The sequence below is a fragment of the Methanoculleus formosensis genome, assembly GCF_025384765.1.
Classification (GTDB): domain Archaea; phylum Halobacteriota; class Methanomicrobia; order Methanomicrobiales; family Methanoculleaceae; genus Methanoculleus; species Methanoculleus formosensis.
In genome coordinates, this window is record NZ_VHLL01000003.1 from 23,809 (window position 1) to 47,148 (window position 23,340).

Annotated in this window: 27 protein-coding genes and 1 tRNA gene; 13 read left to right on the forward strand and 15 right to left on the reverse strand. The window is 60.2% G+C overall.

Translation table 11 applies throughout. The features are described from left to right. The first annotated feature begins 16 nt into the window (after window positions 1-16). Entirely contained in the window at window positions 17-1,003 is a 987-nt protein-coding gene (locus FKB36_RS06585) for an archaeosine biosynthesis radical SAM protein RaSEA (protein ID WP_261597260.1), read from the forward strand. On the opposite strand, the gene FKB36_RS06590 is transcribed toward FKB36_RS06585, so the two are convergent. The 3 genes from FKB36_RS06590 to FKB36_RS06600 all read right to left on the reverse strand — a co-directional run bounded on the left by FKB36_RS06590 (window position 1,000) and on the right by FKB36_RS06600 (window position 3,816). Further along, window positions 1,000-2,229 carry an ornithine cyclodeaminase gene (locus FKB36_RS06590; RefSeq protein WP_261597261.1) on the reverse strand — a complete coding sequence of 410 codons (1,230 nt, stop codon included), beginning with the start codon at window positions 2,227-2,229 and terminating at the stop codon, window positions 1,000-1,002. The two genes, FKB36_RS06585 and FKB36_RS06590, sit on opposite strands and share 4 nt — an antisense overlap. A gap of 91 nt (window positions 2,230-2,320) precedes the next feature. Further along, window positions 2,321-2,926, reverse strand: a complete 606-nt coding sequence (locus FKB36_RS06595) for an NTP transferase domain-containing protein (protein WP_261597262.1) — start codon at window positions 2,924-2,926, stop codon at window positions 2,321-2,323. Beyond that, on the reverse strand, window positions 2,914-3,816 hold the full coding sequence (locus FKB36_RS06600; RefSeq protein ID WP_261597263.1) for a pyridoxal phosphate-dependent aminotransferase: 903 nt from the start codon (window positions 3,814-3,816) through the stop codon (window positions 2,914-2,916). Before FKB36_RS06600 ends, FKB36_RS06595 begins: the two co-directional genes overlap by 13 nt. Before the next feature lie 293 nt (window positions 3,817-4,109). Between FKB36_RS06600 and FKB36_RS06605 the strand changes: the two genes are divergently transcribed. The 4 genes from FKB36_RS06605 to FKB36_RS06620 all read left to right on the forward strand — a co-directional run bounded on the left by FKB36_RS06605 (window position 4,110) and on the right by FKB36_RS06620 (window position 7,826). Next, complete coding sequence (locus FKB36_RS06605) at window positions 4,110-4,289, forward strand: ribbon-helix-helix domain-containing protein (RefSeq protein ID WP_048063790.1); 180 nt, start codon at window positions 4,110-4,112, stop codon at window positions 4,287-4,289. A gap of 11 nt (window positions 4,290-4,300) precedes the next feature. Continuing rightward, window positions 4,301-5,425, forward strand: coding sequence for a cell division protein FtsZ (ftsZ, locus tag FKB36_RS06610; RefSeq protein ID WP_261597264.1), 1,125 nt, complete (start codon window positions 4,301-4,303; stop codon window positions 5,423-5,425). Window positions 5,426-5,785: 360 nt separating this feature from the next. Continuing rightward, entirely contained in the window at window positions 5,786-6,646 is an 861-nt protein-coding gene (locus FKB36_RS06615; protein ID WP_261597265.1) for a coiled-coil protein, read from the forward strand. A gap of 55 nt (window positions 6,647-6,701) precedes the next feature. Beyond that, the gene (locus FKB36_RS06620) at window positions 6,702-7,826 is read left to right on the forward strand and encodes a DUF373 family protein (RefSeq protein ID WP_261597266.1); all 1,125 of its coding nucleotides are present in this window, start codon (window positions 6,702-6,704) and stop codon (window positions 7,824-7,826) included. 501 nt (window positions 7,827-8,327) lie between these two features. On the opposite strand, the gene FKB36_RS06625 is transcribed toward FKB36_RS06620, so the two are convergent. The 8 genes from FKB36_RS06625 to FKB36_RS06660 form a co-directional block, all read right to left on the reverse strand. Then, the gene (locus tag FKB36_RS06625; protein ID WP_261597267.1) at window positions 8,328-8,771 is read right to left on the reverse strand and encodes a hypothetical protein; all 444 of its coding nucleotides are present in this window, start codon (window positions 8,769-8,771) and stop codon (window positions 8,328-8,330) included. 205 nt (window positions 8,772-8,976) lie between these two features. Continuing rightward, entirely contained in the window at window positions 8,977-9,252 is a 276-nt protein-coding gene (gene albA / locus FKB36_RS06630) for a DNA-binding protein Alba (protein WP_074369882.1), read from the reverse strand. A 13-nt stretch (window positions 9,253-9,265) separates the two neighbouring features. After that, the gene (gene asd / locus FKB36_RS06635) at window positions 9,266-10,282 is read right to left on the reverse strand and encodes an aspartate-semialdehyde dehydrogenase (RefSeq protein WP_261597268.1); all 1,017 of its coding nucleotides are present in this window, start codon (window positions 10,280-10,282) and stop codon (window positions 9,266-9,268) included. Between the two features lie 47 nt (window positions 10,283-10,329). Then, window positions 10,330-10,503 carry a 4Fe-4S binding protein gene (locus FKB36_RS06640; protein WP_261597269.1) on the reverse strand — a complete coding sequence of 58 codons (174 nt, stop codon included), beginning with the start codon at window positions 10,501-10,503 and terminating at the stop codon, window positions 10,330-10,332. A gap of 63 nt (window positions 10,504-10,566) precedes the next feature. Further along, window positions 10,567-11,325 carry a 4-hydroxy-tetrahydrodipicolinate reductase gene (gene dapB, locus FKB36_RS06645; RefSeq protein WP_261597270.1) on the reverse strand — a complete coding sequence of 253 codons (759 nt, stop codon included), beginning with the start codon at window positions 11,323-11,325 and terminating at the stop codon, window positions 10,567-10,569. Continuing rightward, window positions 11,318-12,193 (reverse strand): 4-hydroxy-tetrahydrodipicolinate synthase, encoded by an 876-nt coding sequence (gene dapA / locus FKB36_RS06650; protein ID WP_261597271.1) that lies wholly within the window; start codon window positions 12,191-12,193, stop codon window positions 11,318-11,320. The genes dapB and dapA overlap by 8 nt, the downstream gene beginning before the upstream one ends. A gap of 10 nt (window positions 12,194-12,203) precedes the next feature. Beyond that, window positions 12,204-12,392, reverse strand: coding sequence for a 30S ribosomal protein S17e (locus FKB36_RS06655; protein WP_054847239.1), 189 nt, complete (start codon window positions 12,390-12,392; stop codon window positions 12,204-12,206). A 12-nt stretch (window positions 12,393-12,404) separates the two neighbouring features. Then, window positions 12,405-12,956, reverse strand: coding sequence for a thiamine-phosphate synthase family protein (locus FKB36_RS06660; RefSeq protein ID WP_261597272.1), 552 nt, complete (start codon window positions 12,954-12,956; stop codon window positions 12,405-12,407). Between the two features lie 239 nt (window positions 12,957-13,195). On the opposite strand from FKB36_RS06660, the gene FKB36_RS06665 reads away from it, so the two are divergent. Further along, window positions 13,196-13,381 carry a hypothetical protein gene (locus FKB36_RS06665; RefSeq protein WP_261597273.1) on the forward strand — a complete coding sequence of 62 codons (186 nt, stop codon included), beginning with the start codon at window positions 13,196-13,198 and terminating at the stop codon, window positions 13,379-13,381. Here FKB36_RS06665 and priL read toward each other — a convergent pair. Both priL and FKB36_RS06675 read right to left on the reverse strand, forming a co-directional pair. Beyond that, complete coding sequence (priL, locus tag FKB36_RS06670) at window positions 13,378-14,382, reverse strand: DNA primase regulatory subunit PriL (RefSeq protein WP_261597274.1); 1,005 nt, start codon at window positions 14,380-14,382, stop codon at window positions 13,378-13,380. The two genes, FKB36_RS06665 and priL, sit on opposite strands and share 4 nt — an antisense overlap. Beyond that, entirely contained in the window at window positions 14,382-15,125 is a 744-nt protein-coding gene (locus FKB36_RS06675) for a DNA polymerase sliding clamp (RefSeq protein ID WP_261597275.1), read from the reverse strand. The genes priL and FKB36_RS06675 overlap by 1 nt, the downstream gene beginning before the upstream one ends. A 244-nt stretch (window positions 15,126-15,369) precedes the next feature. Between FKB36_RS06675 and FKB36_RS06680 the strand changes: the two genes are divergently transcribed. From FKB36_RS06680 to FKB36_RS06695, 4 genes are all read left to right on the forward strand, one after another. Next, window positions 15,370-15,981 (forward strand): RlmE family RNA methyltransferase, encoded by a 612-nt coding sequence (locus FKB36_RS06680; RefSeq protein WP_261597276.1) that lies wholly within the window; start codon window positions 15,370-15,372, stop codon window positions 15,979-15,981. Next, window positions 15,959-16,837 (forward strand): GTP 3',8-cyclase MoaA, encoded by an 879-nt coding sequence (gene moaA, locus FKB36_RS06685; protein ID WP_261597277.1) that lies wholly within the window; start codon window positions 15,959-15,961, stop codon window positions 16,835-16,837. The genes FKB36_RS06680 and moaA overlap by 23 nt, the downstream gene beginning before the upstream one ends. A gap of 75 nt (window positions 16,838-16,912) precedes the next feature. Continuing rightward, on the forward strand, window positions 16,913-17,422 hold the full coding sequence (locus FKB36_RS06690) for a hypothetical protein (RefSeq protein WP_261597278.1): 510 nt from the start codon (window positions 16,913-16,915) through the stop codon (window positions 17,420-17,422). Between the two features lie 12 nt (window positions 17,423-17,434). Continuing rightward, window positions 17,435-18,601 carry a M20 family metallopeptidase gene (locus FKB36_RS06695; RefSeq protein ID WP_261597279.1) on the forward strand — a complete coding sequence of 389 codons (1,167 nt, stop codon included), beginning with the start codon at window positions 17,435-17,437 and terminating at the stop codon, window positions 18,599-18,601. A gap of 88 nt (window positions 18,602-18,689) precedes the next feature. On the opposite strand, the gene FKB36_RS06700 is transcribed toward FKB36_RS06695, so the two are convergent. Further along, the gene (locus FKB36_RS06700) at window positions 18,690-19,781 is read right to left on the reverse strand and encodes a glycosyltransferase (protein WP_261597280.1); all 1,092 of its coding nucleotides are present in this window, start codon (window positions 19,779-19,781) and stop codon (window positions 18,690-18,692) included. A 37-nt stretch (window positions 19,782-19,818) separates the two neighbouring features. Continuing rightward, window positions 19,819-21,342, reverse strand: a complete 1,524-nt coding sequence (locus tag FKB36_RS06705) for a glycosyltransferase family 39 protein (protein WP_261597281.1) — start codon at window positions 21,340-21,342, stop codon at window positions 19,819-19,821. A gap of 362 nt (window positions 21,343-21,704) precedes the next feature. Here FKB36_RS06705 and FKB36_RS06710 point away from each other — a divergent pair, with 362 nt between their 5' ends. The 3 genes from FKB36_RS06710 to FKB36_RS06720 all read left to right on the forward strand — a co-directional run bounded on the left by FKB36_RS06710 (window position 21,705) and on the right by FKB36_RS06720 (window position 23,185). Continuing rightward, complete coding sequence (locus tag FKB36_RS06710; RefSeq protein ID WP_261597282.1) at window positions 21,705-22,337, forward strand: hypothetical protein; 633 nt, start codon at window positions 21,705-21,707, stop codon at window positions 22,335-22,337. Window positions 22,338-22,479: 142 nt separating this feature from the next. Further along, window positions 22,480-22,551, forward strand: a tRNA-Arg gene (locus tag FKB36_RS06715). 160 nt (window positions 22,552-22,711) lie between these two features. Next, window positions 22,712-23,185 carry a nuclear transport factor 2 family protein gene (locus FKB36_RS06720; RefSeq protein ID WP_261597283.1) on the forward strand — a complete coding sequence of 158 codons (474 nt, stop codon included), beginning with the start codon at window positions 22,712-22,714 and terminating at the stop codon, window positions 23,183-23,185. The last annotated feature ends 155 nt before the right edge of the window (window positions 23,186-23,340 follow it).

Sequence of the window (23,340 nt, forward strand, 5' to 3'; positions counted from 1 at the left end):
TCGAATATGAGGTATAATGGTATCCAAATTAACCGAGAAACCGCTGGCGTCCTGGCGGGGGAAAGACCGCTATGAAGGGCAGATCCTCGATACCCTGACGGTAATCTTTCGAAGCGGCGGGTGTTCCTGGAACCGGTGCAGGATGTGCGGCTACCGGCACGAGCGCTACCCTGACCTCTCCGGGGACGAACTCGCCGAACGGATGATCCGACAGGTCCGCTGGGTGAAAGAGAACTTTCGCGACGAGGACTACCAGGTGCTCAAGATCTTCACGTCGGGGAGTTTCTTCGACCCCGGCGAGGTTCCCCCCGCAGTCAGGCGCGCAGTCGCGGAGGCGTTCCGCGGCAAGGTCGTGATCGCCGAGACACGGCCCGAGTACGTCGAGGCCGACGCCGTCCGCGAGTTCCGGGACGGGATCGATACCGGCGACTGGGACAAACCGCTCCACGTTGCCGTGGGCCTCGAGACCACGAACGATCTCATCAGGGAGCGGAGCATCGACAAGGGGTTCTCGTATGCCGACTTCCTTCGCGCTACGGAGGCCGCCCACGCCGCCGGCGCAGGCATGAAGGCCTACCTCCTGATGAAACCGCCGTTCCTGACCGAACGTGAGGCACGCGACGACATGATACGTTCGATCAGGGACGTCGCCCCCGTTGCGGACAGCATCTCCATGAACCTCTGCACCGTCCAGAGCAGGACCGAGGTCGAACACCTCTGGAAGCAGCACGCATACCGGCCGCCGTACCTCTGGAGCGTCCTCGACGTGCTGATCGCCTCCCCGGTGCATATCCTCTGCGACCCCGTCGGCGGCGGACAGATGCGGGGGCCGCACAACTGCGGCAGCTGCGACCGTCCGATCGTGAAGGGGATCGCCGACTACTCGCTCTCCGGCGACGTCGAACTCCTGCGCGCCCTTGCCGAGACGGAGTGCGGGTGCAGAGAAGAGTGGGAGTTCGTGCTCGATCAGGAAGAGCCGTTCTGTATGCCGCTCACCCGCTAGCAGTTCTCCAGTTTCTCCAGCTGCTCGCAGAGCAGCGGGAGGAACGTCCCCGCATCGCTCACGACACCGATCGCCTGCATCGTGCCCCTATCCATCAGCTTCGTCACCGATGCGGGGTTGATGTCGACGCAGACGGTCTTGACGTACGAGGGGAGGCAGTTCCCGACGGCGATCGAGTGGAGGAGCGTTCCCACCATCACCACCATCCCGAGGTCGTGGATGTGGCGGCGCATGGTGTCCTGCGCCTCGACGACGTCCGTGATCGTGTCGGGGAGCGGGCCGTCGTCCCGGATGGAGCCGGCGAGCACGAACGGGACGTCCTTCTTCACGCACTCATACATGATCCCGCCGGTGACGAGCGCCTGGTCGACCGCGTTCTTGATGGAGCCTGCCCGCATGATCTCGCTGATGGCGCGGATATGGTGCTTGTGCCCGCCGGTGACGAGCGTCCCGGTCTTGACGTTCATCCCGAGCGACGTGCCGAAGAGGTTGGCCTCGATATCGTGGGTGGCGAGCGCGTTCCCCGCAAAGAGCACATCAATGTAGCCTTCACGGATCATCGTTGCGAGGGCGTCGGCCGCTCCGGTATGGACGATGGCAGGGCCGCCGACGAGCGCAATCTTCTCGCCTTTCCTCTTCGACCTCAGGATCTCGCGGGCGATCTTTGCGATGAGCGCCTCGCTCGGCCGCTCGGATGAGACGGTGCCGTGCATGAACTCAAACGTGCTGACCTTCCTCGGCCGCTCGGGGTAGACCACGCGAACCCCGGTCTCGCTGACCACGACCGCATCCCCTGCCTTGATCTTCGCTATCGGGGTGCAGATCGCCCGCACCTCCTTCTCATCGACCACGATGTGGCAGTCCATCTCGATGCGCTCGACGGGCAGCCATTCGTCCCGGTATTTTACGAAGGTCGGATGATTGGTGGTCGAGTAGAACCCTTTCGGCAGGATCCTGTCGCCCTCTGCCGGTACGAGGGTGACGTCGCCGATCTCGGGGGCGCGTGCGCCGAGCCGGTGCAGTTCGGAGAGGATGGCGTCGAGCAGGTGATCGTCGGGCGCCGTCACGCGCAGGTGTGCGTAACTCGTGTCCGTCTTCTGTTTCCCGACATTGAACGTGAGGATCTCGAATTCTCCCCCCATATCCATGATCCTGTCAAACACCAGGGTCATGACGCCCGAATCGATGATATGGCCTTCCAGTTCGATTTCCCGGCAGGGTTCCATGTTATAAGGGTGGGTGATAGTCCGATAATACAGTTTCCCCGGTTACGGCCGAACTTCAAAACCGTATGTGCCGCTTCGCCCACAGGGAGCCCTACGCACTTCGCTTCCGGCAGAGATACTCCTGGACCAACGCCAGTTCCTCGCGGGTGTTGACGTTGAAGGCAAGCCGTCGGTCGTGCAGGAGAAGTTGCAGTTCGTCCTGGGCCGCACCGGAACCGCCCGCCGTCAGGATATTGATCCCGGCGGGGCAGGCCGGGACGCCGTCGACCGCTTCCGCGTACCGGGTGCGGCAGCCGTGTTCCTCGCAGAGGGCGCGGGGCACCCACGTCGAGCATGCCGGCGTTCCCCCCCGGCGCCAGGCGTCCTCGACGGCGGTGACGATATCGGGCGCAAGGCAGGGGAGGTCGGAGACGCAGGTGAAGAAGGGCATTCCTTCTCCCTCCAGGTCTGCCGCAGCGGCGTTGATGTCTTCGATGTAACCGAGCCCCTCCGCCTCGTACAGCGCGACCCCCTGCGCCCGGCACCAGTTCTTGGTGAACGGCGTCCGGTGCGAGGCGACCACGACCACCTCGTGGCCTGCAGCCGTGAAGGCGTCGATGACGTAGGAGAGCATCGGCCGTCCGCAGATGGTGACCAGGGGTTTCTCACCCATCCGGAGACGGGTGCCCTGCCCCCCGGCCATGATCAGGGCAAGCATGCTTCGAGCGCCTCGATGAGTTGCCTGTTCTCTTCATGGGTCCTGACGGCCACGCGGATGTGACGGGGAAGCCCGAACGACCGGCAGTCCCGGACAAGGATGCCGCGGGAAAGGAGCCGCTCAACGAGCACTTCCGCCTCGATCGGGACTTCGATGAGGATATAGTTCGCAGAGGGGGGCGCATACCCGAGATCGAGAGCGTCCAGGCGGCTGCAGAGCCAGGCCCGCTCCCGGGCAATCCGCTCCCGCGACTCCTCGAGGAGGTCGTAGTGCCGGAAAGCCTCGATCGCGAACGACTCGGCGAACGCGTTCACCGTCCAGGGAAGGCGCACCGTCTCCACCTTCTCGATGAGATCAGGCGCGCCGAAGGCATAGCCGAACCGGATGCCCGGCACGGCGAAGCTCTTCGTGAGGGAGCGCAGCAAAAAGAGGTTCTCGCGCGAGACGTCGACAACGCTCTGGGCCGGGTCGGAGAGTTCGATGAAGGCTTCGTCGAGGAAGAGGTACGCTCCCTCTCCGGCGACCCCATCGAGCAGCCGGAGGACCTCCGCCCGACTCAGAAGTTCCCCGGTGGGGTTGTTCGGGTTGCAGAGGAACCGGACGGCAGCCCCGTTCTCATCCGCCGTGCACCGGGCACCTGCAAGCCTCACCGCCATCCCGTACTCGGCGAACGTCGGTGACTCGATATAGGCGGTATCGTCGGTCCCGAGCACGGCAGAACAGAACGCGCGAATCAACTCGACGGAACCGTTGCCGACGGCGACCTCTGCGGCATCGCGACCGAACGTCCTCCCTATTTCCTCTTTGAGCGTCACATAACGGTCGTCGGGGTAATCTTTCAGCGCCGAAACGTCCGGAGTCCAGGGGATAGCCGGAGGATACGGATTCACGTTAGCACTGAAATCAAGCAGCTCGCCCCTCTTCCGGGTGCGGTGCCAGCGCACCCGACCGCCATGTTCCGCCCTTTTGGGAAGATTATCTCTCATATTCGTGGCAACTCTTTGAGGATACGTTGTCGGCTGCTATCCATAAAATCGTTATGCCGGACAAAATTTCATATCGATAAGTATATATACCATACTGATATTATTATGCTTTATCTGATGCAGTCAGACGTGAAGGTAACGATTGTCTGACAATTGGCCGACAAGGGGCAGCCACATGTCAGATATGAGTGATTGAAATGATGGATCGGATAACAATCAGATTGCCACGGCAACAGGTCGAGATGCTCGAGAAGCTGGTGGAAGCTGGCGAATTCCCCACGGTATCGGAGGCTGTGCGGTATTCAGTCAGGGCGCTTCTCGAAAGGCATGGAAACCGTGTTCTACGTGAAGCCGACCAGATTTCATTCAAAGTTTAGGAGGTATATCGATGCAGACGATCATCAACGAAGCGTTAAGACACGCGGAACGTGAGAAGTACCTGAAGACGGACACGGCAGATGCTGAAGACGACATCATCGGCCAGCCGCGTATCGTCATCGTAGGATGCGGCGGTGCAGGCAACAACACCGTCAACCGGCTGTACCACATGCAGGTCAGCGGTGCGGAGACGATCGCGATCAACACGGACAAGCAGCATCTGGACATGATCCAGGCCGACAAGAGGGTTCTTGTCGGCAAGTCGCTCACCAAAGGCCTTGGAGCCGGCGGGTTCCCCGACGTCGGCAGGCGTGCAGCCGAGATGGCCCGACCGACTCTGGAGGGCCTTCTCGCAGACGCCGACCTCGTCTTCATCACTGCCGGTATGGGCGGCGGTACCGGTACGGGCACCGCCCCGGTCGTCGCACAGATCGCAAAGGAGCAGGGCGCCATCGTCGTCGGCATGGTCAGCTACCCCTTCCAGGTCGAAAAAGCCAGGCTTCTCCGTGCGGAAGAGGGACTTGAGCAACTCTCGTCCGCTGCCGACTCGGTGATCGTGCTCGACAACAACCGCCTCATCAAGTACGTGCCGAACCTCCCGCTCGGTCAGGCGTTCTCGGTCATGGACCAGCTCATCGCAGAGACCGTCAAGGGCATCAGCGAAACGATCACGGAGCCTTCTCTCATCAACATCGACTACGCGGACGTCCGTGCCATCATGAGCAAGGGGGGCGTCGCCGTGATGCTCGTCGGCGAGAGCAAGCAGCAGAACAAGGCCGAGAGCGTCGTTCACGAGTGCCTCAACCACCCCCTGCTGGACATCGACTATCGCGGAGCCACAGGGAGCCTCATCCACATCACGGGCGGGAACGACCTGACCCTCCAGGACGCCGAAGAGATCGCAAGCTCCCTGACCTACGAACTCGACCCCCATGCGGACGTCATCTGGGGGGCGCGGGTGAACAGCGAGTACGAAGGAAGAGTTCGCGTCATGGCGGTCATGACCGGAGTAAAAAGCGCACAGATCCTCGGAAGCCACCGCGCCTACGAACCTGCGACCCAGCGGTCCAGTGCACCTGCGAACAGGCGCATGGCAAGGGACGCCCCGAGCGGCGGCCTCATAGACTTCCTCTGAAATCCCCTACCCTCTACCATATCTTTCTTAAATAGGAATCCTCCCACGGAGGCGTCCTCTGTACCCCTACGAAATACTTAAGAGTACAGATGACGTTTGAACTATAGACGTTCTTGTATAATCTCTCCAGCACGGGGTGTATTGTGCAGGGCACAGATCCATGGGGTCTGCGTTTGCCAAAGTACCGGGGTTGAACACATGAGCAGACAGATGAACGACGGTCTCGATCACCGGGTCCGGGAAGCGTCTTTTCTTGTGGTGTGGCCGCTACACGAGCCTCCGGCATCTTACAGCATACAGGAGCGGCCTTTTGCTGGCGGGGATATGAGACAGGTACCGAATGTCGAGGATTGGTAAAGAATGCTGAACGATCTGATTGAAAAGAGAAAAAAAGTCCTTGCGGAGTCTGAACAGCACAAAGACCGGCGCAACGAGTTGAACGCGCTTGCCAGCAAAAATGCCCGGGAACGCAACTCATTGAACGGCCAGACCCGCGAATTCGTCGAGGAGGCGCAGCAGCACAAGGAGCAGCGGGATAAGATCAATGAAGAAGTCCAGGCGCTGAAAGACCAGAGAAACGAGTATAACGACAAGGCGAACGTGCTTTTCGAAGAGATCGAGTCCTTCAAGCGAGAGCACGGCAACCTCCAGAACCGGGGCACCAAGGAACTGCAGAAGCAGATCGAGCACCTGGAGTTCAAGCAGCAGACCGAGGTCTACAGCACCGACAAAGAGCGCGAACTGATCGAGAAGATCAAGCAGCTCAAGGCGGCGGCGAAGGACCAGGAGGCCGAGCTTGAACAGAACAAGGAGATGCGGACGAAACTCACCGATGCCCGCGAGTTTCGCAGGCTGGCCTCCGAGATCCACAAGGATGTCACCGAGAAGGCCGAGGCCGCACAGCAGCACCACGACCTGATGGTGGAGTCCTACCGGAAGGCCGACAAGTCCCGCGAAGAGGCCGACCAGGCCCACCAGCAGTTCGTCGAGGCCCAGGAGGCTGCGGACGAGGAGCACAAGCAGTTCATCGCCTGCCAGAAGGAACTCCGCGACTACGACAAGGTCATCTCGGGTCTCCGGAAGAAGACCAAGAAGACCAAAGTCACCAAAGAGCAGAAGGCCGTCAGGAAAGAGGCGGAACGTGTCTTCCAGCAGTTCCGTGACGGTGAGAAGATCACGACCGACGATCTGCTCCTGCTTCAGCGTGCAAAACTCATCTAATACTTTTTTACCGCGCCGCAAATCATTTAATAGATCAGAGGCGATGTTTTACTGAATGGCAAAAGAGCGGACGCTTGTCCTCTGTGTCGATCGTGATGACGATCTCGGGTTTAAAGCCAAGATCGATGGTCCCATCGTGGGCAGAGAGGCGTGCCTCCATGCAGCGACGTCGCTCGCCCTGGCCGATCCCGAGGACTCCGACGTCAACGCCATCTTCGAGACGATCAAACTCCACGACGAACTCATCGAGCGGGGAGAAGAAGTCGCCGTCGCCGTCATATGCGGCAACCACATGAACCTGCTCGAGGGCGATCGCCGGGTAGCGTCCAGTCTCGATGCAATCCTCTCCGCAACGGGTTCTACATCCTGCATCATCGTGACGGACGGAGCCGAGGACGAGTACGTCCTGCCGATCATCCAGTCCCGGGTGCCGGTCAGCAGCGTGCGGAGGGTCGTGGTCAACCAGATGCCGAACCTCGAGGGGACGTATTACATCTTGAGACGCCTTCTCGACGACCCGAAGGTCTCGAAGATCGTGCTCGTGCCGGTCGGCCTCGCGATGCTCCTCTATGCCGTGGGATACCTCCTTGGGTACCCCGAGGGTGCGACCATCGTCGTCGTCGGTGTCATCGGCACCTACCTGCTCTTCAAGGGTATCGGGATAGACGAGATCTTCGGCTACCTGATCACCTCACTGAAAGCGTCGCTCCACGGCGGGAGGTTCACGTTCGTATCCTACATCGCCGCGATACTGCTCAGTATCGTCGGGGTCATTCTCGGGCTCATAAGCCTCCTCGAATACTACTCCCCGTTCGGTATCGTCATCCAGATGCTCGCCTTCATCTACGGTGCCGTCGCCTGGTTCACCGCAGCCGGCCTCGTGGCATCGGTAGGAAAGATCATCGACATCTACCTGAACGAACGCGGGGCCATCCAGCGGGTGGTTGCCCTGCCGTTCTTCATCCTGGCGATCGGCGCCATCGCCTACGGGGCAAGCGTCTACATCCTCTCGATCAGCAGCGAGATCTCCGGGTTCCCCATAACGAGTACGAGCGGTGCGCTGTATATCGTCTTCGCGATAATCGGAGGTCTCCTCTGCGCCTTCTTCGGCGTATACCTTCAGTCGTTCCTGGGCCGCTGGGTCGGCGAACGCGAACCGATCGCGAACCGGTCGCACTGAGAATGTAGTAGCGCCTGAGCACCTTTCAAAGCCCGCTTATCCTTTTCTCGCTGAAGATTCCCGGTCTCTGCTCTCGACGCCGCTACGGCAATCATGTTCGACGGCAGCCCGACCCTCCCCGGTCGGCGCAGTGAGGAAGCGTTTTTCAGGTTCGAGGAGGACGATCTCATCATCGGGCCGTTGGGACGACGGCGGCTACTACCATGCTCCGCCCCTCCTGACGGCACCCATCGAGTTCTCGACCCACGTGACGCAACGGCCCGATACGACACCACAGACCTCCTGCCCCCCTTCTCGAGCCCCGGTACGACGTCGGCACGACGACCGGCCAGAATACCTTTGCTGCGAGGTAACATTCTCCCTGAAAGACTCTCATCTCGACCACTACGTCGTCGCGGGGACAGGGCTGTTGCCGCAGGCATGAACGCGGCCGTAACACCGCATTCAACAAACCTACCGGTAGCGTCACAAAAGCGGCATCGCAATCAGGTCTACCGACGGTCAGGCAAAATAGCCGAGTCCATCGGGGAGTTCGCTGATGTTCTCGTAGTGTTTGGCGTCCCCGGAGACAACAATGGTGAGCGAGGGCACGACCACGCCGAAACGGTGAGCGGGAAACCAGTACGACCCCTGCCCATAATCGTTCGACGCGTCCTTCACGCGCACCTCAATTCGTTCGAGATCGAGGTGCTGAACGCTGGCATCGTTGAAGTTCAGTATCTCGAGCGCCTTCTGTCTCAGATCGGATTTCCCAAGGAGGAGAACGAGAAACCCGATGCCGTCGTCTATCGTATAGTTCATGGTGACGACGGCATCCGCCTTCTCCAGCCGGACGGTGACGTCTTTGACGGTGATGTAACTGTACCGCTCCTCGCTCGCCGCCACCGCGGGAACAATGAGAAGCGCTACCAGCATCAACACCATGCCGACCGCCAACCGTTTCATAATATAGCGTATATAGTGCGGCTCATAAAGCCTTTATGGTTGACCCCCTCAAAATCGCCCATATACGTGACCGTCTGACAGATTGGGCGCGCATGAGAGGTTTTTCGGCGCGGGAGCACCCAAGAAAAACCTCTCAAGCGAAGAGGTTCCATCGACACCCGGCCGCTACGCTCCCCGGTGGGCATCAAAAAAGTGCTTCGGATTCTCACTTCGCATGAGCGAGGACAATCTCGATGCTTGACACGTTGGTTTTGCCGGTGTCGGTGTCGATCATCTCCGTCGACGTGAAGATCTCTTTCTTGTCAACGTTTGCAAGGAACCGGTTGAGCGCGATCTCCGCCGTATCGACCGCACGTGAGATTGCCTTCCCCCTGGCCTTGATCGCGACTTCCTCCGCTCCGTTATTGAACTGGGTGACCACCGCAAGAACATAGTTCATGACCGGTTTGTTTCCTACGAATACTGTGTTGTCCTTTATCATTAGCCCACCTCGTCTAGAGATACTTCCTTGAGTATATCAGTTCTGCGTTGAGGACGGATGCGCCTGCGGCCCCACGGATGGTGTTGTGGCCGAGCGCAACGAACCGTAATCCTTCACGGATTCTCCCGACCGAGACCGTCATGCCCCGCCCGCGGTTGCGGTCGAGCCGTGGCTGCGGACGGTCGGAGGGGTCAAGGAGCTCAACGGCCTTCTCCGGCTGTAAGGGTAGATTGCTGAACGGTGACTTAAAGTTTACGTAAGCTTTTTTCACCTCGGCAACTGACTCTGCCACGTCGACCCAGACCGCAATCGTGTGCCCGTCGATGACGGGAACCCGGTGGCAGCTTGCGCTCACGCTGAATGAGGCAGGAGTCACCTCTGACCCGTCAAACGATCCCATGATCTTCAGCGTCTCGATCTCCATCTTCTCCTCCTCAGAGCCGATGTAGGGGACGACGTTATCATAGATGTCCATGGCGGAGACGCCGGAAAACCCGCCCCCGGAGATAGCCTGCATGGTCGCTACGCGCACGTCATGGAACTCGAACGCTCGCAGGGGTGCAAGGGCCAGCGCGAGGACGATCGTTGAGCAGTTCGGGTTCGTCACGATGAACCCCTCACGCCCGCGGTCGCGCTGGACATCGATCAGACCGAGATGATCCGGGTTGACCTCCGGGATCACCAGCGGAACGTCCGCGTCCATGCGGTGCGACCGGGCGTTGCTGCAAACGCCGATACCTGCATCAGCGATCTCCGTCTCAAGAGACGCCGCCGCCTCAGGAGGGAGCGCCGAGAAGACGAGATCGCAGTCCTTCAGACTCTCGACGGTTGTGGGAGTGACGACGATATCACTGACGCTCTCCGGATACGGCGCATCGAGGCGCCAGTTGACCACCTTACCATACGGTTTCCCTGCACTCCGTTCAGAAGCGGCCAGCGTCTGGAGATGAAACCAGGGATGATCCGCCAGCAACTGAACGAAGCGCTGTCCCACCGCTCCTGTGGCACCAAGCACTCCTACATTAATCATAGACAAAAATATCTGTAGTGTAGGAGGTATTAAAAGAGTTGGTTTCTTTATTCCATGGAGATCGCTTCTGTCGGGCACTCGTCGACGCAGGTCTCACAATCGACACAGAGATCGACATCGACCTTCGCCTTGCCGTCTTCCATGGTGATGGCGGAAGCCGGGCAGACATCTACACAGGTTTCACAGGCGGTACACTTTTCAATATCAACAATTGCTGCCAATTTAGTTCCTCCGAACGTACATAGGTTACGACTCTGTACCAAAATTAAATTTCGCTTTCCTTGTCACAGCCCGAGGACATCCTGCATATCATAGATGCGCGGCTCCCTCCCGACGACCCAGCGTGCGGCCCGGACGGCGCCCTGAGCGAAGACCGCCCGGTCGTAGGCCCGGTGGGAGATCTCGATGCACTCGAAATTTCCTGCAAAGAGAACGGAGTGATCGCCGACAATATCGCCGCCGCGGATGACATGGACGCCGATCTCGTCTTTCCGCTCGGTCTCGCCGACACGACCGTAGACCTTCTCGCGGCTTCCGAGTTCCTGGTCGAGGATCTCGAGGATGGTCTTTGCCGTGCCGCTCGGAGCGTCCTTCTTGTAACGGTGATGGGCTTCGGTGACCTCGATGTCATAGTCGCCGAGCTCGCGTGCGGCTTCCCGCACGAGTTTCCAGAAGATGTTGACGCCGACGGAGAAGTTGCTCGATATCACCGCAGGGACGTGCCCCTCGACGGCGCTCGCGATCGTCGTCCGCTGTTCGGGGGAGAACCCCGTCGTCCCGACGATGAGTGCCACGTCGTTTCGGGCGGCAGCTTTGATGTTCTCGACCGCAGCGGCCGCAACGGTGAAGTCGATCAGGGCGTCGGGCTTCTTCTCTTTCAGGAACGCGTCGATCTCTGCCGCCGGGACGACTTCCGTCCCGAAGAGCGTTCCCTCGCGCACGTCGATGCCCCCGACCAGCTCCATGTCGGGGGCTTCATCGACGATCCGGCCGATGTTGGTGCCCATACGGCCCAGAGCACCGGATATGACTACCTTAACCATGGTTTACCAGCACCTTTCTCAGTTGTTCCGTCTTTGCTTCGTCGAGTTCGTCGAGCGGCAGCCTGACCGGTCCCGCGGCCATCCCGAGGAGTCCCACCGCCTTCTTCACGGGGATAGGGTTCGTGTCGATGAACATCGCCCGCATGAGCGGAGCAAGTTCATAGTGTAGAGCGCGCGCGCGGGCAAGGTCGCCGGCCCGGTAAGCCTCGTACATCCCCACCATTCGAGCCGGATCAACGTTTGCTGTCACTGATATGACCCCGGCACCCCCCAGGGCAAGGACGGGAAGAGTCATCGCGTCGTCTCCGGAGATCACGCTGAACTCCTCGTCCCGCGTCTCCTCGATGATACGAGAGATCTGGGTGATGTCACCGCTTGCTTCCTTGATCCCGACGATGTTCGGGTGCCTCGCGAGCTCGGCCACCAGATCGGGCAGGAGATTCTGCGCAGTCCGGCCGGGGACGTTGTAGAGGACGATGGGGAGATCAAGGTCGGCCAGTTTCGTGAAGTGCTTGACGAGACCGGAACGGTTCGGCTTGTTGTAGTACGGGCTGATGACGAGCGCACCGTCCGCACCCGCATCCTTCGCCGACCGGGTCAGGCGAACGGCCTCCTCCGTGTTGTTCGATCCCGTCCCGGCAAGCACCGGCACCCGCCCGTTGACGACCTCAACGGCCTTGCCGATCACCTGCTCGTGCTCCTCGAACGTGAGCGTCGCGGACTCGCCGGTCGACCCGCAGGGCACGATGCCGTGAACCCCGCGTTGCAGGAGTGATTCTATGTTGGACTGTAATCCTTCAATATCGAGACCCGCTCTCGAGTCCCGGTAAAAAGGGGTGATGATTGCCGGAAGGATTCCCTCAAACATACTGTTTGGTTTAACGCTTCCTGGTATTTATCTTTCTTGAGATGTACCCGGCAACCCGGTTCCGAACGGTCTTGCTGTCGATCATGGCAACTTCAGCGACCGCGTGTTTATTCTCTTCAAAGTCTCCACTGAATCTGCTGCGGTGCTTGACGATCAGTTCTTCGCCGAGATTCTTGATATATGACGGTTTTATTCCCATGTGGACCTACCCTTATAATTGTGCATAGGCTATGCGATTCGACAGTTTAAGAATATTTTGTGCGACCGTGACAGGATCTTCCCCGAGAACCCGGATCATCGGCTCTTTTCCTACGGCCCCCCTGTCGTAGATGACGTCGGGTACGCCCTCCCTGCAGCAGGAGGCGACACCCCAGTCCATCGTCTGCACGCCCGGCGGTTCGTTCTCCCGGTCGAACGAACAGACCTCGAAGAGAAGGTTGTCGAGCTCCGGGAGGATTGTCTCCGAGAAGCGGATGTTTGCGGCGCTCCGGATACGCGGGTCGAAACGCATGGCCGTGATGACGATCCGGGCTACATGGTCGCTTGCCCCGAACGCGATCTCCCCGACAGGATGAACCGCCTCGCCGAGCCCGACGATCCGGCCGAGGACCCCCGCCACATCGTCTTTGCTCCGCGCGTCGGGCAGGGCGTAGACGATGTTCATCCCGACCTCCGGGATGAGCCGGGCATCCATCCGCTCGACCAGGAGGCCTAAGGCCTCTCCCAGGCGATCGGCAACCGTTTCGCGCTCTTCCTGTATCATACCTTCAATCCTCGATCCAGGAGCCATATATGGGTTGCGCTCAGGCCGGACCGGGACCGCCGCTGACTTCCGCGAGCCGGGGCAGCAGTACGTCCCGGCCTCCATGAGCGGCAGCACCGGAACAGGGCCGGTACTCCGGCCCCCTTCATACGTGCGGGACGTCGGTCGACCCGGATGTGCATGCGGGCCACCTCCACCGTATGGATAGAGATATACCTGCACGTACCCCATCTGCTTACATGAATCTACGGGTTCTTGAGGTGCTGGCCGCATTCGGGTGTCTTGCACTGTTTGTCGTGCTGCTGGTGACGCTGCCCGATCTGGTGGAAGAGACGATGAAAGGGTTTGCATACATCATCGCACTGATCGTCTTTATCGCCGCGCTCAGTACCGCCGGCCTTCTGATCGACAAAAAAGTCGCTTAACTCCGTTTCTTCTTTATATTTTTCTTGAACCGGTAGTAACTCAGCGGATGGTTGACCCGCTCGCAGTCCTTGTCACGGTTGGCGCAGAGCCCGAACGTGCGCATGGTGGCGCACGACGGCGGGGTATACTCGGTGCCGCCCCGGCCGGAGATGTGCTCCACCTGGTACATCGTCATATCCGGGTCGAAATCCGGAGCCCGCGCGAACACGTCCGCTATCTGCGCGACGTTCATCCCGATGGTATGGAGGAATGCCGTAATGGCGAACCGACCCATGTGCGTCAGGTTCGTTCCCGCGGTGATCGCCTGGATGAGCGCGCCGATGCAGGGCGGGAACGCCTCCTCTCTGACTTCACCGAACTGCTCGAGGGCCTGCTGCTGCAGCAGCGCGGAAATCTCACCCGTGATCGGCTGAAGACGCTCGCAGATCCCCCCTGGAACACGGAGCGGCAGCTGGTCGGCGATGATCGCCCTGATCCGTTCCCGGATGAGTTCATCAATCTCGCCCGCTTCAAGGTTCACACCTCCCTGCCGGACGTCCCTGTTGACGAGCCGCCACCGCTTATCCCGCAGGTGAGGGACGAGCTCGACATATCGAGTGACCGGCATCACAACCGCTCCGGTATCGATACCGACGCTCCAGGCAACGAACCGCCGTATCTCCGGCTCGTCGGCCGAGAGGAAGAATGACGCACGTTCAGCCTCGTAGCGGGCAAGGCGGTCGATGAGCGATCGGTCGCCGGTGCAAGAGACGAGCATCCGGGCAAGCGCGTAACTCGCGATCTCGAGCTCGGGCTTGAGGTTCCGGGTCTCTTCGTCTCCGAACTCCTTTTTGAACATGAGCGCGGCAACGACCCGTTCCTTCGCCCGATCGAGCGCCGCGGCGCCCGGGCTGCTCTCCAGGAACTCTTCTAGCGACTCGACGTGCCGGCGGGCCAGCTGCTGCGATTCTTTCAAAAAGGGATATTTGATGAGTTCTTTGCGATCGAGTACAATATCCATCAATCGGCCTCGATCCGAGGAGCAAGGAGGTACTCGACGCGACCGTTGCCGTCCGCAATGTCAAAGACAAATCGTACCGGGTGATCGATGCCGAGGTAGACCTCCACCTCGTCCGCGCGCGCCATGACCCGGCCCATGTCCTTCAAGTAATCGATCGAGAAGAGGGAGCGGGCCTGCACCGGGTTCAAGGCGACGAGTTCGTCCTCACCGAGCGCGAGTTTGATGTGGTCGGTGTCTCCCTCCGCCTCCATGTAGAAGGTCATTGCATCGGGGTCGATCCCGAGCGCGATCTTGTCGGAGATGACGGCAGCGGCTTTGATGGCGTTGTTCAGGGCATCTCCCGAGATGACCGCTTTGCCGGGGAGGTCGATTCCCGGAGGGTTCGGGTCTTTCCGGATGGTGTTGACGTCGAGGAGCGAGATCGAGTAGCGGTAGCCGCCAAAACTCAGTTCAAGTTTCCGTTCTTCGTCAAGCAGGTTCAGGGTCAGCGCGTCGCCCTTTCCCATCATCCCGATGATGTTCTTCATCTTTGCGATATCCAGACCCAGCTCCCCGGTCGTCGCCAGGAAAGAGTTGAACGCCGTGCTCTGGAGCTCCAGGGAGACCATGGCCACGTTTGCGGTATCGACGGAGCGTGTCCGGATCTGGTCCTCGGCTGTGTGCAGGCGGCATTCCGTCACCAGTGCGGCGATCGCGTCGACGGATTCCCGAAATATTTCTGCGTCAATCGTTGCCTTTAACATTGTGACCCCTTATTAAACTCTCGTTGAAAGTATATAATCACCCTGTTCATTATAGTGCTTTACGATCGAAATCGGCAAATGGCTCATGCCGCGACCACTTCCGCGACCCGCGGCAGAGACCGATCGTCCGTACTCCGGAACCGTATCATTGATGTTTAACAGCATCGAATACTATACATAATCTTCTTGATTGTGCCGGCGGTGTGGCAGCCATCCGTCGACCTCAGGTGGAGGGTAGCTCCCAATGGGTTCTCAATGGACTAAAGACAGCGTCTATCGAAAGGCGATGAAAGCGGGATACCGGGCACGTGCAGCCTACAAACTGCTGGAGATCCAGCAGCGAAACGGCATCATCAGACCCGATGACAACATTGTCGACCTCGGGGCGGCGCCGGGGAGCTGGCTGCAGGTGCTTCGCGACCTGACCGACGGCAGGGTTATCGGCGTGGATCTCAATCCGATCGCGCCCATGGAAGGCGTCACCACCATCATCGGGGACTTCACCGACCCTCTCGTCCAGGAGCGTATCCGCGAGGAGGCCGGCGGCGTCGTCAACGTAGTCGTCTCCGATGCCTCGCCGAAACTCTCCGGTCAGAAGAGTTACGACCAGGCCCGTGCAATCGGGCTCGGCGAGGACGCACTGGCGTTTGCCTGTACGGTCCTGAAACCCGGCGGGAATATGGTGATCAAGTCGTTCCAGGGAGAATTCTTCGGAGAACTCATCGCCGAAGCAAGGAAACACTTCTATTCCGTCAGAGGATACAGGACGAAGGCGTCGCGGAAGGGGAGTGCCGAGACTTACATTATTGCAAAAAATTTCAAAGGAACATGCGATGGTACTGAAGGACCCCTATAACCGGACCGTGAGCAATCTCCGGATCAGCCTGACATCCCGGTGCAACCTGCGGTGCATCTACTGCCACGCCGAGGGTGAGGTACAGCCACAGGAGCAGATGAGTGCCGAGGATATCGCCGAGCTGATGCGGGTGGGCGTGCAGTTCGGGATCAGGAGCGTCAAGTTCACCGGCGGGGAGCCTCTGCTCCGCCGCGATCTCGTCGATATAATCCGCTCCGTGCCGCCGGGCGTCGAGTCCTCCCTGACGACGAACGGGACGCTCCTCGCAGAAAAGGCTGCGGAACTCAAAGAGGCCGGGCTTGCGCGGGTGAACGTGAGCCTCGACACCCTCCGTCCCGAGCGCTACCGGGCCATCACAGGGAAGGACATCCTTGCAGACGTCCTTGCAGGGATCGATGCAGCGATCGAGGTCGGACTGACCCCGGTCAAACTGAACATGGTGCTCCTTGAGGGGATCAACGAGGACGAGGTGGACGACTTCATGGCGTTCGTCCGGAACAAACCCGATCTCATCCTGCAGGTCATCGAGCTGATGGAGTTCAACGAGTGCAAGTTCCACGGGGATGTGGACAGCGTCGAGCAGGACCTGAACGAGCGGGCAACCCGCGTCGTCACCCGCCGGATGCACCACCGGAAGAAGTACTGCCTCGACGGCGCCGAGGTCGAGGTGGTGCGCCCGCTCCACAACACGGAGTTCTGCGCATTCTGCAATCGCCTGCGCGTGACCTCGGACGGAAAACTCAAGCCCTGCCTTCTGCGGAGCGACAACCTGGTCGATATCCGGGGCAAGCACGGCAAGGAGCTCGAAGATGCATTCAAGGAAGCCGTCGGCAGGCGGAAGCCGTTCTTTACGTAGCGCTGTTTGGGCCTGCAGGTCGAACGGTGTTCCCACGAGGAATACTTTTTGTAACTCCCTCCCCTATAGGAGAGTATGCTGGAAATGAACGAGTACGTCCGCGTCATACAGAAGTTGTACAGCAAATCGCTGATCCTGGAGTCTCCCACCGATTTCCATCCGGTCCTGCACTTCTACTTCACCGATGCCCTCGCCCACATCGATTACACCCTCAGCACCCTCGCCTACAACTACATGTCGCCCCGTAACATCATGAGCATGGAATACATGCGGTGGCGGCTGGACGAAGAGAAGGTCGGCGACCGCGCACACTTCCCCGGATTCATCAACTGGCTCAAATTGGAGCAGCCGGAGATGTACGAGGAACTCCCGATGCTCTGGACGGGCGTCTATGACAACGACGACCCCGCCCAGTACCGGAGCTTCCGGATCGTCCTCAACCCTGACGACAAGAGGGCGATCCCGGCCGATTACCTCTCGACGTTCATCGATGAGTTCTTCGACCCGAACTTCATCAAACAACTCTACGCGACCTCGTCGCTTGCCCGGCTCTTCGACGAGTATCTCCGGAACAGGCCGGCATAAGGGGATCGCTCCATGGATGTCGCCCGACTCACTTCATCGCTCGTCCGGATACGGAGCGAGAACCCCCCGGGGAGCACGGCAGACGTCGTCGCGTTCATCGGGGAGTATCTCGACTCGCTCGGGGTGAAGAGCCGTATCATCTCGCATCCCGGCGGACGGGACAACCTCGTCACGACCGCGGCCAGCTCCCGGCTCCTCCTCTGCGGTCACGTCGACGTTGTCCCCGCCATCCCCGACGACTGGACGCACGACCCCTATAGCGGCGAGATCGCCGACGGACACGTCTGGGGGAGAGGCGCCACCGATATGAAGGGTGGGTGTGCTGCCCTTCTGACCGCCTACCGCGACATCCTCGAGAGCGGGGTGGAGCCGGATGTCCAGTTCGCCTTCGTCTGCGATGAGGAGACCGGGGGGGAGCACGGGATTCGCTCGCTGCTTGCGCAGAATCTTCTCGGGCCCCGAGAATGCCTGATCGCCGAACCGACGCCGGAGACCAGCCCTGCGGTCGGCCAGAAAGGTCTCTACCGGATCGATCTCTCCTTCCGCGGCAGGCCTGGCCATAGTTCCCTCTACCCCCTGGTCGGGAAGAGCGCCGTCATGGCGGCGTTCGACCTGATCGGGTATTTGCGGGAGGTGCATGCCCGCCCGTTCCCCGTCGGCGAAGACCTGCAGCCGCTTATCGACCAGTCCGCCCGGGTCTTCTCCGAGATCTTCGGGATCGAGGGCGGGGATGAGATCCTGACCAGAGTGATGTTCAACCCGGGTCGCATCGAGGGGGGTGAGAAGGCAAACATCGTGGCGGAGCAGTGCCGGATGGAACTCGACATCCGGGTGCCATGGGGCTGCTCCCTTGAGAGCCTCCGCAGGGGCATCGCCGAACACGCCCCGGATGCCGTGATACGCGAGACGGACGTGGCCGAACCGACCCTGACGTCCCCGAACGCCCGGATCGTTCGAACGGTCTGTCGCGAGGTGGAGCGAGTCTACGGGACGGCGACGCCGTTCCTCCAGTGGGCCGCAAGCGACGCGAAGTACCTCCGCGATAAGGGGTTCGATGTTCTGGAGTACGGACCGGGGGAGATCCCGACGCTGCACGCGGTGGACGAGCGGGTCAGCGTGGGGCAACTCGAGCGGGCGGCGGATGTGTATCGAGGGGTTATCCGGGCGTATTCGGGGTGAGGGGCGTCCGGCCCGGTCATATCAACTGCAAACAGTTTTTCGTGCATCCTGACGGAGAAATTCCTCTCCGGTCTTGACGAACTCGTTATTACGTCTCAACCCACGTGAAATGCCGGTTCACCGCGTAGTTCCAGGCAAACGCCACGAGTATACCCGCAAGGTTCGCGACGAGATAATAGATCCCAACAATATCCGCGAGAAGGTAGAGAATCCCCATATTGATAATGAGCCCGCCCATTGAAACCACCTGGAACGACAGAAATCGCTGGATCCTCCGCCCGAACCTGAGGTCCCGTACCGACTTAAACGTCCAGAGATCGTTCCAGACGAAGTTGTTCACGATGGAGAGTTCGATTGCGATTGCGGCAGAGACGAGGTAGTAGAGGCCGGCAACCTCGGTCAGGGCGTAGAGGAGCCCCATATTGACGAGGATCCCGGACAGCCCGACAAGCCCGAACCGGACGATCTTCGTCCACTCCGTCCATACCGGCCCGCTCCGGCGCGCGACCGCGAAGCGGACGATACCGGCGCACTGTTTGAGGTAATCAACCATTGTGTCGGCCCGGAGTTTGCTCTCCCCCTCCTCACGGTCCTTGAAGATGAACGGGATCTCGACGAACGTCTCCCACCAGCCCCTGCCGAGGACCTCCATCAGGATTTTGTAGCCGCGGGGGGCAAGGGGAGCGCCGGCGACGACCTCGCGCCGCACGGCAAAGAACCCGCTCACGGGGTCGGTGATCTCGGGAAAGAGCATCCGCCCGAACGCCGTGGCCCCGAGCGATATGACCCTCCGTTTGAGCGGCCAGTCCTCGATGTTGCCTCCCCGCATGTACCTGCTCCCGATGGCGATATCCGCTCCGTCCTGTATCGCCTCGTAAAAGCGAGGGATGAGTTCAGGGGGGTGTGAGAAGTCAGCGTCGATGACCTGCAGGATAGCCGAACGCGCCGCTCCGAACCCCTCGACGACCGACTGGGAGAGGCCGTGGTCGTCCTTGCGGACGATCAGCCGGACGTTATCATGCTGACCGGCGATCTCCTGTACGATCTCTATCGTGCGGTCCTTCGAGTCGTCATCCATCACCAGGATCTCGCCGCGGATACCGTTTTGTCGGAAGACTTCATTGACCGCTCCGATGATCGCGGCGATGTTCTCCTCCTCGTTGAAGGTCGGGATGATCACTGAAAGGTCGTAGGTCTCGGTCGTTGCACTCCCCTCCTTAAGCCGACCTGAAGAGGAATATCCCCGTATGCTGCCCGGCAAACTCTGAGTTCTCTTCGAGCCAGCCCACCGCATCCCCGGTGGGGTCTACGGCGAAGATATCGGAGGTTACCACGTAGAACGCCTGCCTGCCGGGGTGCAGGCCGCGGATCGTCGCGAGGTCTTCCCCGGTCGTCGCCCCGAGTTCGAGGGTCCCGTCGGTCGCGTTGCTGTAGTAGTAGTCGAGCGGCTGCGCCATGTAGGGCGGCAGCACGACGACGAGGTCGCCCTCCCCCGTCATCCCGCCGAGGTCCGCGGAGAAGCCGCGCCAGTCGTTCTTCTGGGGCGTCGTGTAGTAGGTCGAGAGGAACGGGGTGCTGATGAGGAGCGCCGCCGCTATAACGAGGTAGACCGCCCTCCTGTCCCGGACGAGGGCGTAGAGTGCGGGATACGTCGCCGCGATCCCGACGAAGTAGACCGGGAGGAGGTAGATGAGGTAGCGCGGGATCATCGGCATCCTCGACGAGAGGACAAGGCTTGCCGCGAGCGGAAGGACCATCATAAAGACCAGGAGGAGCGCCCCATTCCGGTCCTCGCGCCAGGTGTACGCGACGCCGATCACGAAGAGGATGACGAAGAGCACCAGGATCAGGTCGCCGAACCCCGATATCTGGAGGAGGGTCTGGTAGATGACATCGAACCCCTGGATGCCGAACGTCGGGGCGGACGAAGTCCTCACCATAAAGAGGTTGACCGTCACGATGAGCAGGGGGAGGCTTGCGACGACGAATGCTATGACCGAGAGGGCCAGGTTCCTCGCGCTCCGGGGGTCGCTCCGGATTGCGCCCGCATGGGTGACGAGGGCGTAGAGGATGAGGACGGCGACCGGCACGATGGCGTAGAAGTGCATCCAGAAGGCGACCGCGGAGAAGACCCCGAAGAGGACCCAGGAGCGGACGTCGTCCGACTTACTCGCCCGCACGTAGAAGAGCAGTGCGAGGGAGAAGAAGAAGAGCATCGGAGCGTATGCCCGGGCTTCCTGGGAGTAAAAGATGTGGAAGGGCGAGAACGCGAGGAGGGCGGCGGCGATGAGCCCGACGTTCCTGTCCCGGAACTCCGTCCCGATGAAGTAGACGACCGGGATCGTCAGAACGCCGAATAGCGCGGGGAGGAAGCGGAGCACGAACTCGCTCTCGCCGAAGAGGAGCATGCCGTGCTCCAACCAGTAGAAGAGCGGCGGGTTGAACTCGCCGCCGGCGGTGCTCTCCCATATGCCGATGAGCGACTGCCGGGCAAACGTGAGGGTCGAGGCCTCGTCGAGCCAGAGTGAGTTCCCGCCGAGGTTGTAGAACCGAAGGAGAAAACCGATGATGGTCAGCCCGAGGAGGGCCTGGACGTACCTGCTGGTTTTGATGGGCGCCGCGATCGTATCGAACAGGGATGCACCCGGGCGTGCCGAAGTGAAAATGCCTGAATCCAGATCTCCTCCGTTATCGTGCACGTCTGCCTTCCGTTTGGTCTGTTTCCCCTGCTTCTTGCCCATCGTTATCATCAACCGTTGGCCGCGAGCGCTGATATACGTTACTGGATTGATTTTGGGGCAATTCCAGAGGCGCGCAAAGATTTTCACATCGGGTACTGCATGCTGCACCCATTTTTACATGCAATATTCAGAATACAGCAGATGTTTTTTGGCGGATACGACACTTCTTGCCGGTAAACTCCCCTAAAAAAGTGCGATCATCCTCGTCGAGACGCTCCTTTGGGAGCGGGGTTGACAAAACCTTTAATCCAACCGGAGTCCGGGCTATAATATCCAACTCAAACCCACATCTGCCGTATAAAATATTTCATCGAACTCCCAAGAGTAAATACATAAATATCCCCCTGCATAATTCCTCTACGATGAGCAAGGTGTATAAGTCGGTCTTTGCAGCTGCGGTGATGATCCTGGTTCTCGCATCCGCCGGGTGCGCAGAGATGCCGGCGGGTAGCGATCCTGGCTGGTCCGGGAGCCTTTCCCCGGAAGAGACGGGTGGAGAGGATGACGATCCCGGATACCTGACCCCGGCAACTCCGTATCCGACTGCAACAAGCGCTACGGCCGGCCCCACGCTCAGCAGACCGATGGAGACCCAGCCGACGCAGGACCCATACGTGACACTTTTCGACAAAACCATCGAGTTCAGTCCCGCTCACCCGAGAGACGCTTACTCCTTCAACCTGACCGCGCCTCCGCTCATCATCGAGTTCGACGTGGAGCCGAAGATGATCACGCGGGAGAAGCACACTACAAGCGATTACGGCAGCAAAAAGGATATAGTCGTCACGCAGAAATACCCGAGCGAGGACTCGTGGTTTACGGTGACCGTCAGGGAGCGTGAGTCCGGCAAGATCGTGGCCGAGGACGGGTTCGGGAAGGGTTTCGGCACGGCGACCGATAAGCGGATCTACCTGGGCAGGTTCGGGGATTACCTGATCGAACTCGCCGGGAACGAGGCAACGGTGGATATAAAGATGCGCGCGGGGGGCATTTAGGCCCCGGATCCCAACGTCGGACGGATTTTTGCCGGGCAAATTCCGGCATCTGCAGTCTTTGCCGTGGCGTTCCGATCGCCCGCCGAGCAATCCTTTTTAACCTGGACGACCTAGTTGTTAGGGGTAAGACACATATTCTCGTGTCCCGGTAGGGTAGTGGATATCCTAGAAGCCTGCGGAGCTTTTGACCCGGGTTCAAGTCCCGGCCGGGGCGTTTCGTTTTTTGTCAGGTGTTTTTTTCGGATTCAGGGCATCTCCGGCCGGTCGTCCAGAACCGGGTTCGGTCGCCCGGGGTTCATGGATCTGGCTATCCGCCCGCAGCCAGTCCTGCCGCGACCATAACATTTATCAACACCGCGGAGAGGAATCCCCGCATGGCTGAGGAGAGTCGTCCCCCGCTGCCGCCGTTCACGTACGAAACGGCCGCACAGAAAGTTCGTATGGCCGAGGATGCATGGAACTCCCGGGACCCGGCGAGGGTTTCGCTCGCATACAGCGTCGATAGCGTCTGGCGCAACCGGGCGGAGTTCGTGACCGGCCGCGAGGAGATCGTCGAGTTTCTGCAGCGGAAGTGGGCGAAAGAGCTCGATTACCGCTTGATAAAAGAGGTCTGGGCGTTTCACGAGGCGCGTATCGCGGTCCGGTTCGCATACGAGTGGCACGATGATTCGGGGAACTGGTTCCGCTCTTATGGGAACGAGAACTGGGAGTTCGACCAGCAGGGCCTGATGCGCCGCCGCTATGCCAGCATCAACGACCTGCCGATCAAAGAGGAGGAGCGGAAATATCGCTGGCCGCTGGGGCGGCGCCCCGACGAACATCCCGGGCTCTCCGACCTGGGGTTGTAGCGTTCCCGGATTCGTACCGGCAGAACGGCAAGTGCCGACTTCTTTGACGAGATCACCTACTGGAACAGTCTCTCCGGAAACGTCCCGGATCGCTCGTTCGTGGTCTACGGGGGCGACCAGTCCCAGCGCCGGGCGGCAGGGCAACTGATCGGGTA

Bases quoted from the DNA above. Each gene is read 5' to 3' on its own strand.
- FKB36_RS06585 (WP_261597260.1), top strand. From the start codon at position 17: ATGGTATCCAAATTAACCGAGAAACCGCTGGCGTCCTGGCGGGGGAAA.
- FKB36_RS06590 (WP_261597261.1), bottom strand. From the start codon at position 2,229: ATGGAACCCTGCCGGGAAATCGAACTGGAAGGCCATATCATCGATTCG.
- FKB36_RS06595 (WP_261597262.1), bottom strand. From the start codon at position 2,926: ATGCTTGCCCTGATCATGGCCGGGGGGCAGGGCACCCGTCTCCGGATG.
- FKB36_RS06605 (WP_048063790.1), top strand. From the start codon at position 4,110: ATGATGGATCGGATAACAATCAGATTGCCACGGCAACAGGTCGAGATG.
- ftsZ (WP_261597264.1), top strand. From the start codon at position 4,301: ATGCAGACGATCATCAACGAAGCGTTAAGACACGCGGAACGTGAGAAG.
- FKB36_RS06615 (WP_261597265.1), top strand. From the start codon at position 5,786: ATGCTGAACGATCTGATTGAAAAGAGAAAAAAAGTCCTTGCGGAGTCT.
- FKB36_RS06620 (WP_261597266.1), top strand. From the start codon at position 6,702: ATGGCAAAAGAGCGGACGCTTGTCCTCTGTGTCGATCGTGATGACGAT.
- FKB36_RS06625 (WP_261597267.1), bottom strand. From the start codon at position 8,771: ATGAAACGGTTGGCGGTCGGCATGGTGTTGATGCTGGTAGCGCTTCTC.
- albA (WP_074369882.1), bottom strand. From the start codon at position 9,252: ATGATAAAGGACAACACAGTATTCGTAGGAAACAAACCGGTCATGAAC.
- asd (WP_261597268.1), bottom strand. From the start codon at position 10,282: ATGATTAATGTAGGAGTGCTTGGTGCCACAGGAGCGGTGGGACAGCGC.
- dapB (WP_261597270.1), bottom strand. From the start codon at position 11,325: ATGGTTAAGGTAGTCATATCCGGTGCTCTGGGCCGTATGGGCACCAAC.
- dapA (WP_261597271.1), bottom strand. From the start codon at position 12,193: ATGTTTGAGGGAATCCTTCCGGCAATCATCACCCCTTTTTACCGGGAC.
- FKB36_RS06655 (WP_054847239.1), bottom strand. From the start codon at position 12,392: ATGGGAATAAAACCGTCATATATCAAGAATCTCGGCGAAGAACTGATC.
- FKB36_RS06660 (WP_261597272.1), bottom strand. From the start codon at position 12,956: ATGATACAGGAAGAGCGCGAAACGGTTGCCGATCGCCTGGGAGAGGCC.
- FKB36_RS06665 (WP_261597273.1), top strand. From the start codon at position 13,196: ATGAATCTACGGGTTCTTGAGGTGCTGGCCGCATTCGGGTGTCTTGCA.
- priL (WP_261597274.1), bottom strand. From the start codon at position 14,382: ATGGATATTGTACTCGATCGCAAAGAACTCATCAAATATCCCTTTTTG.
- FKB36_RS06675 (WP_261597275.1), bottom strand. From the start codon at position 15,125: ATGTTAAAGGCAACGATTGACGCAGAAATATTTCGGGAATCCGTCGAC.
- FKB36_RS06680 (WP_261597276.1), top strand. From the start codon at position 15,370: ATGGGTTCTCAATGGACTAAAGACAGCGTCTATCGAAAGGCGATGAAA.
- moaA (WP_261597277.1), top strand. From the start codon at position 15,959: ATGGTACTGAAGGACCCCTATAACCGGACCGTGAGCAATCTCCGGATC.
- FKB36_RS06690 (WP_261597278.1), top strand. From the start codon at position 16,913: ATGCTGGAAATGAACGAGTACGTCCGCGTCATACAGAAGTTGTACAGC.
- FKB36_RS06695 (WP_261597279.1), top strand. From the start codon at position 17,435: ATGGATGTCGCCCGACTCACTTCATCGCTCGTCCGGATACGGAGCGAG.
- FKB36_RS06705 (WP_261597281.1), bottom strand. From the start codon at position 21,342: ATGGGCAAGAAGCAGGGGAAACAGACCAAACGGAAGGCAGACGTGCAC.
- FKB36_RS06710 (WP_261597282.1), top strand. From the start codon at position 21,705: ATGAGCAAGGTGTATAAGTCGGTCTTTGCAGCTGCGGTGATGATCCTG.
- FKB36_RS06720 (WP_261597283.1), top strand. From the start codon at position 22,712: ATGGCTGAGGAGAGTCGTCCCCCGCTGCCGCCGTTCACGTACGAAACG.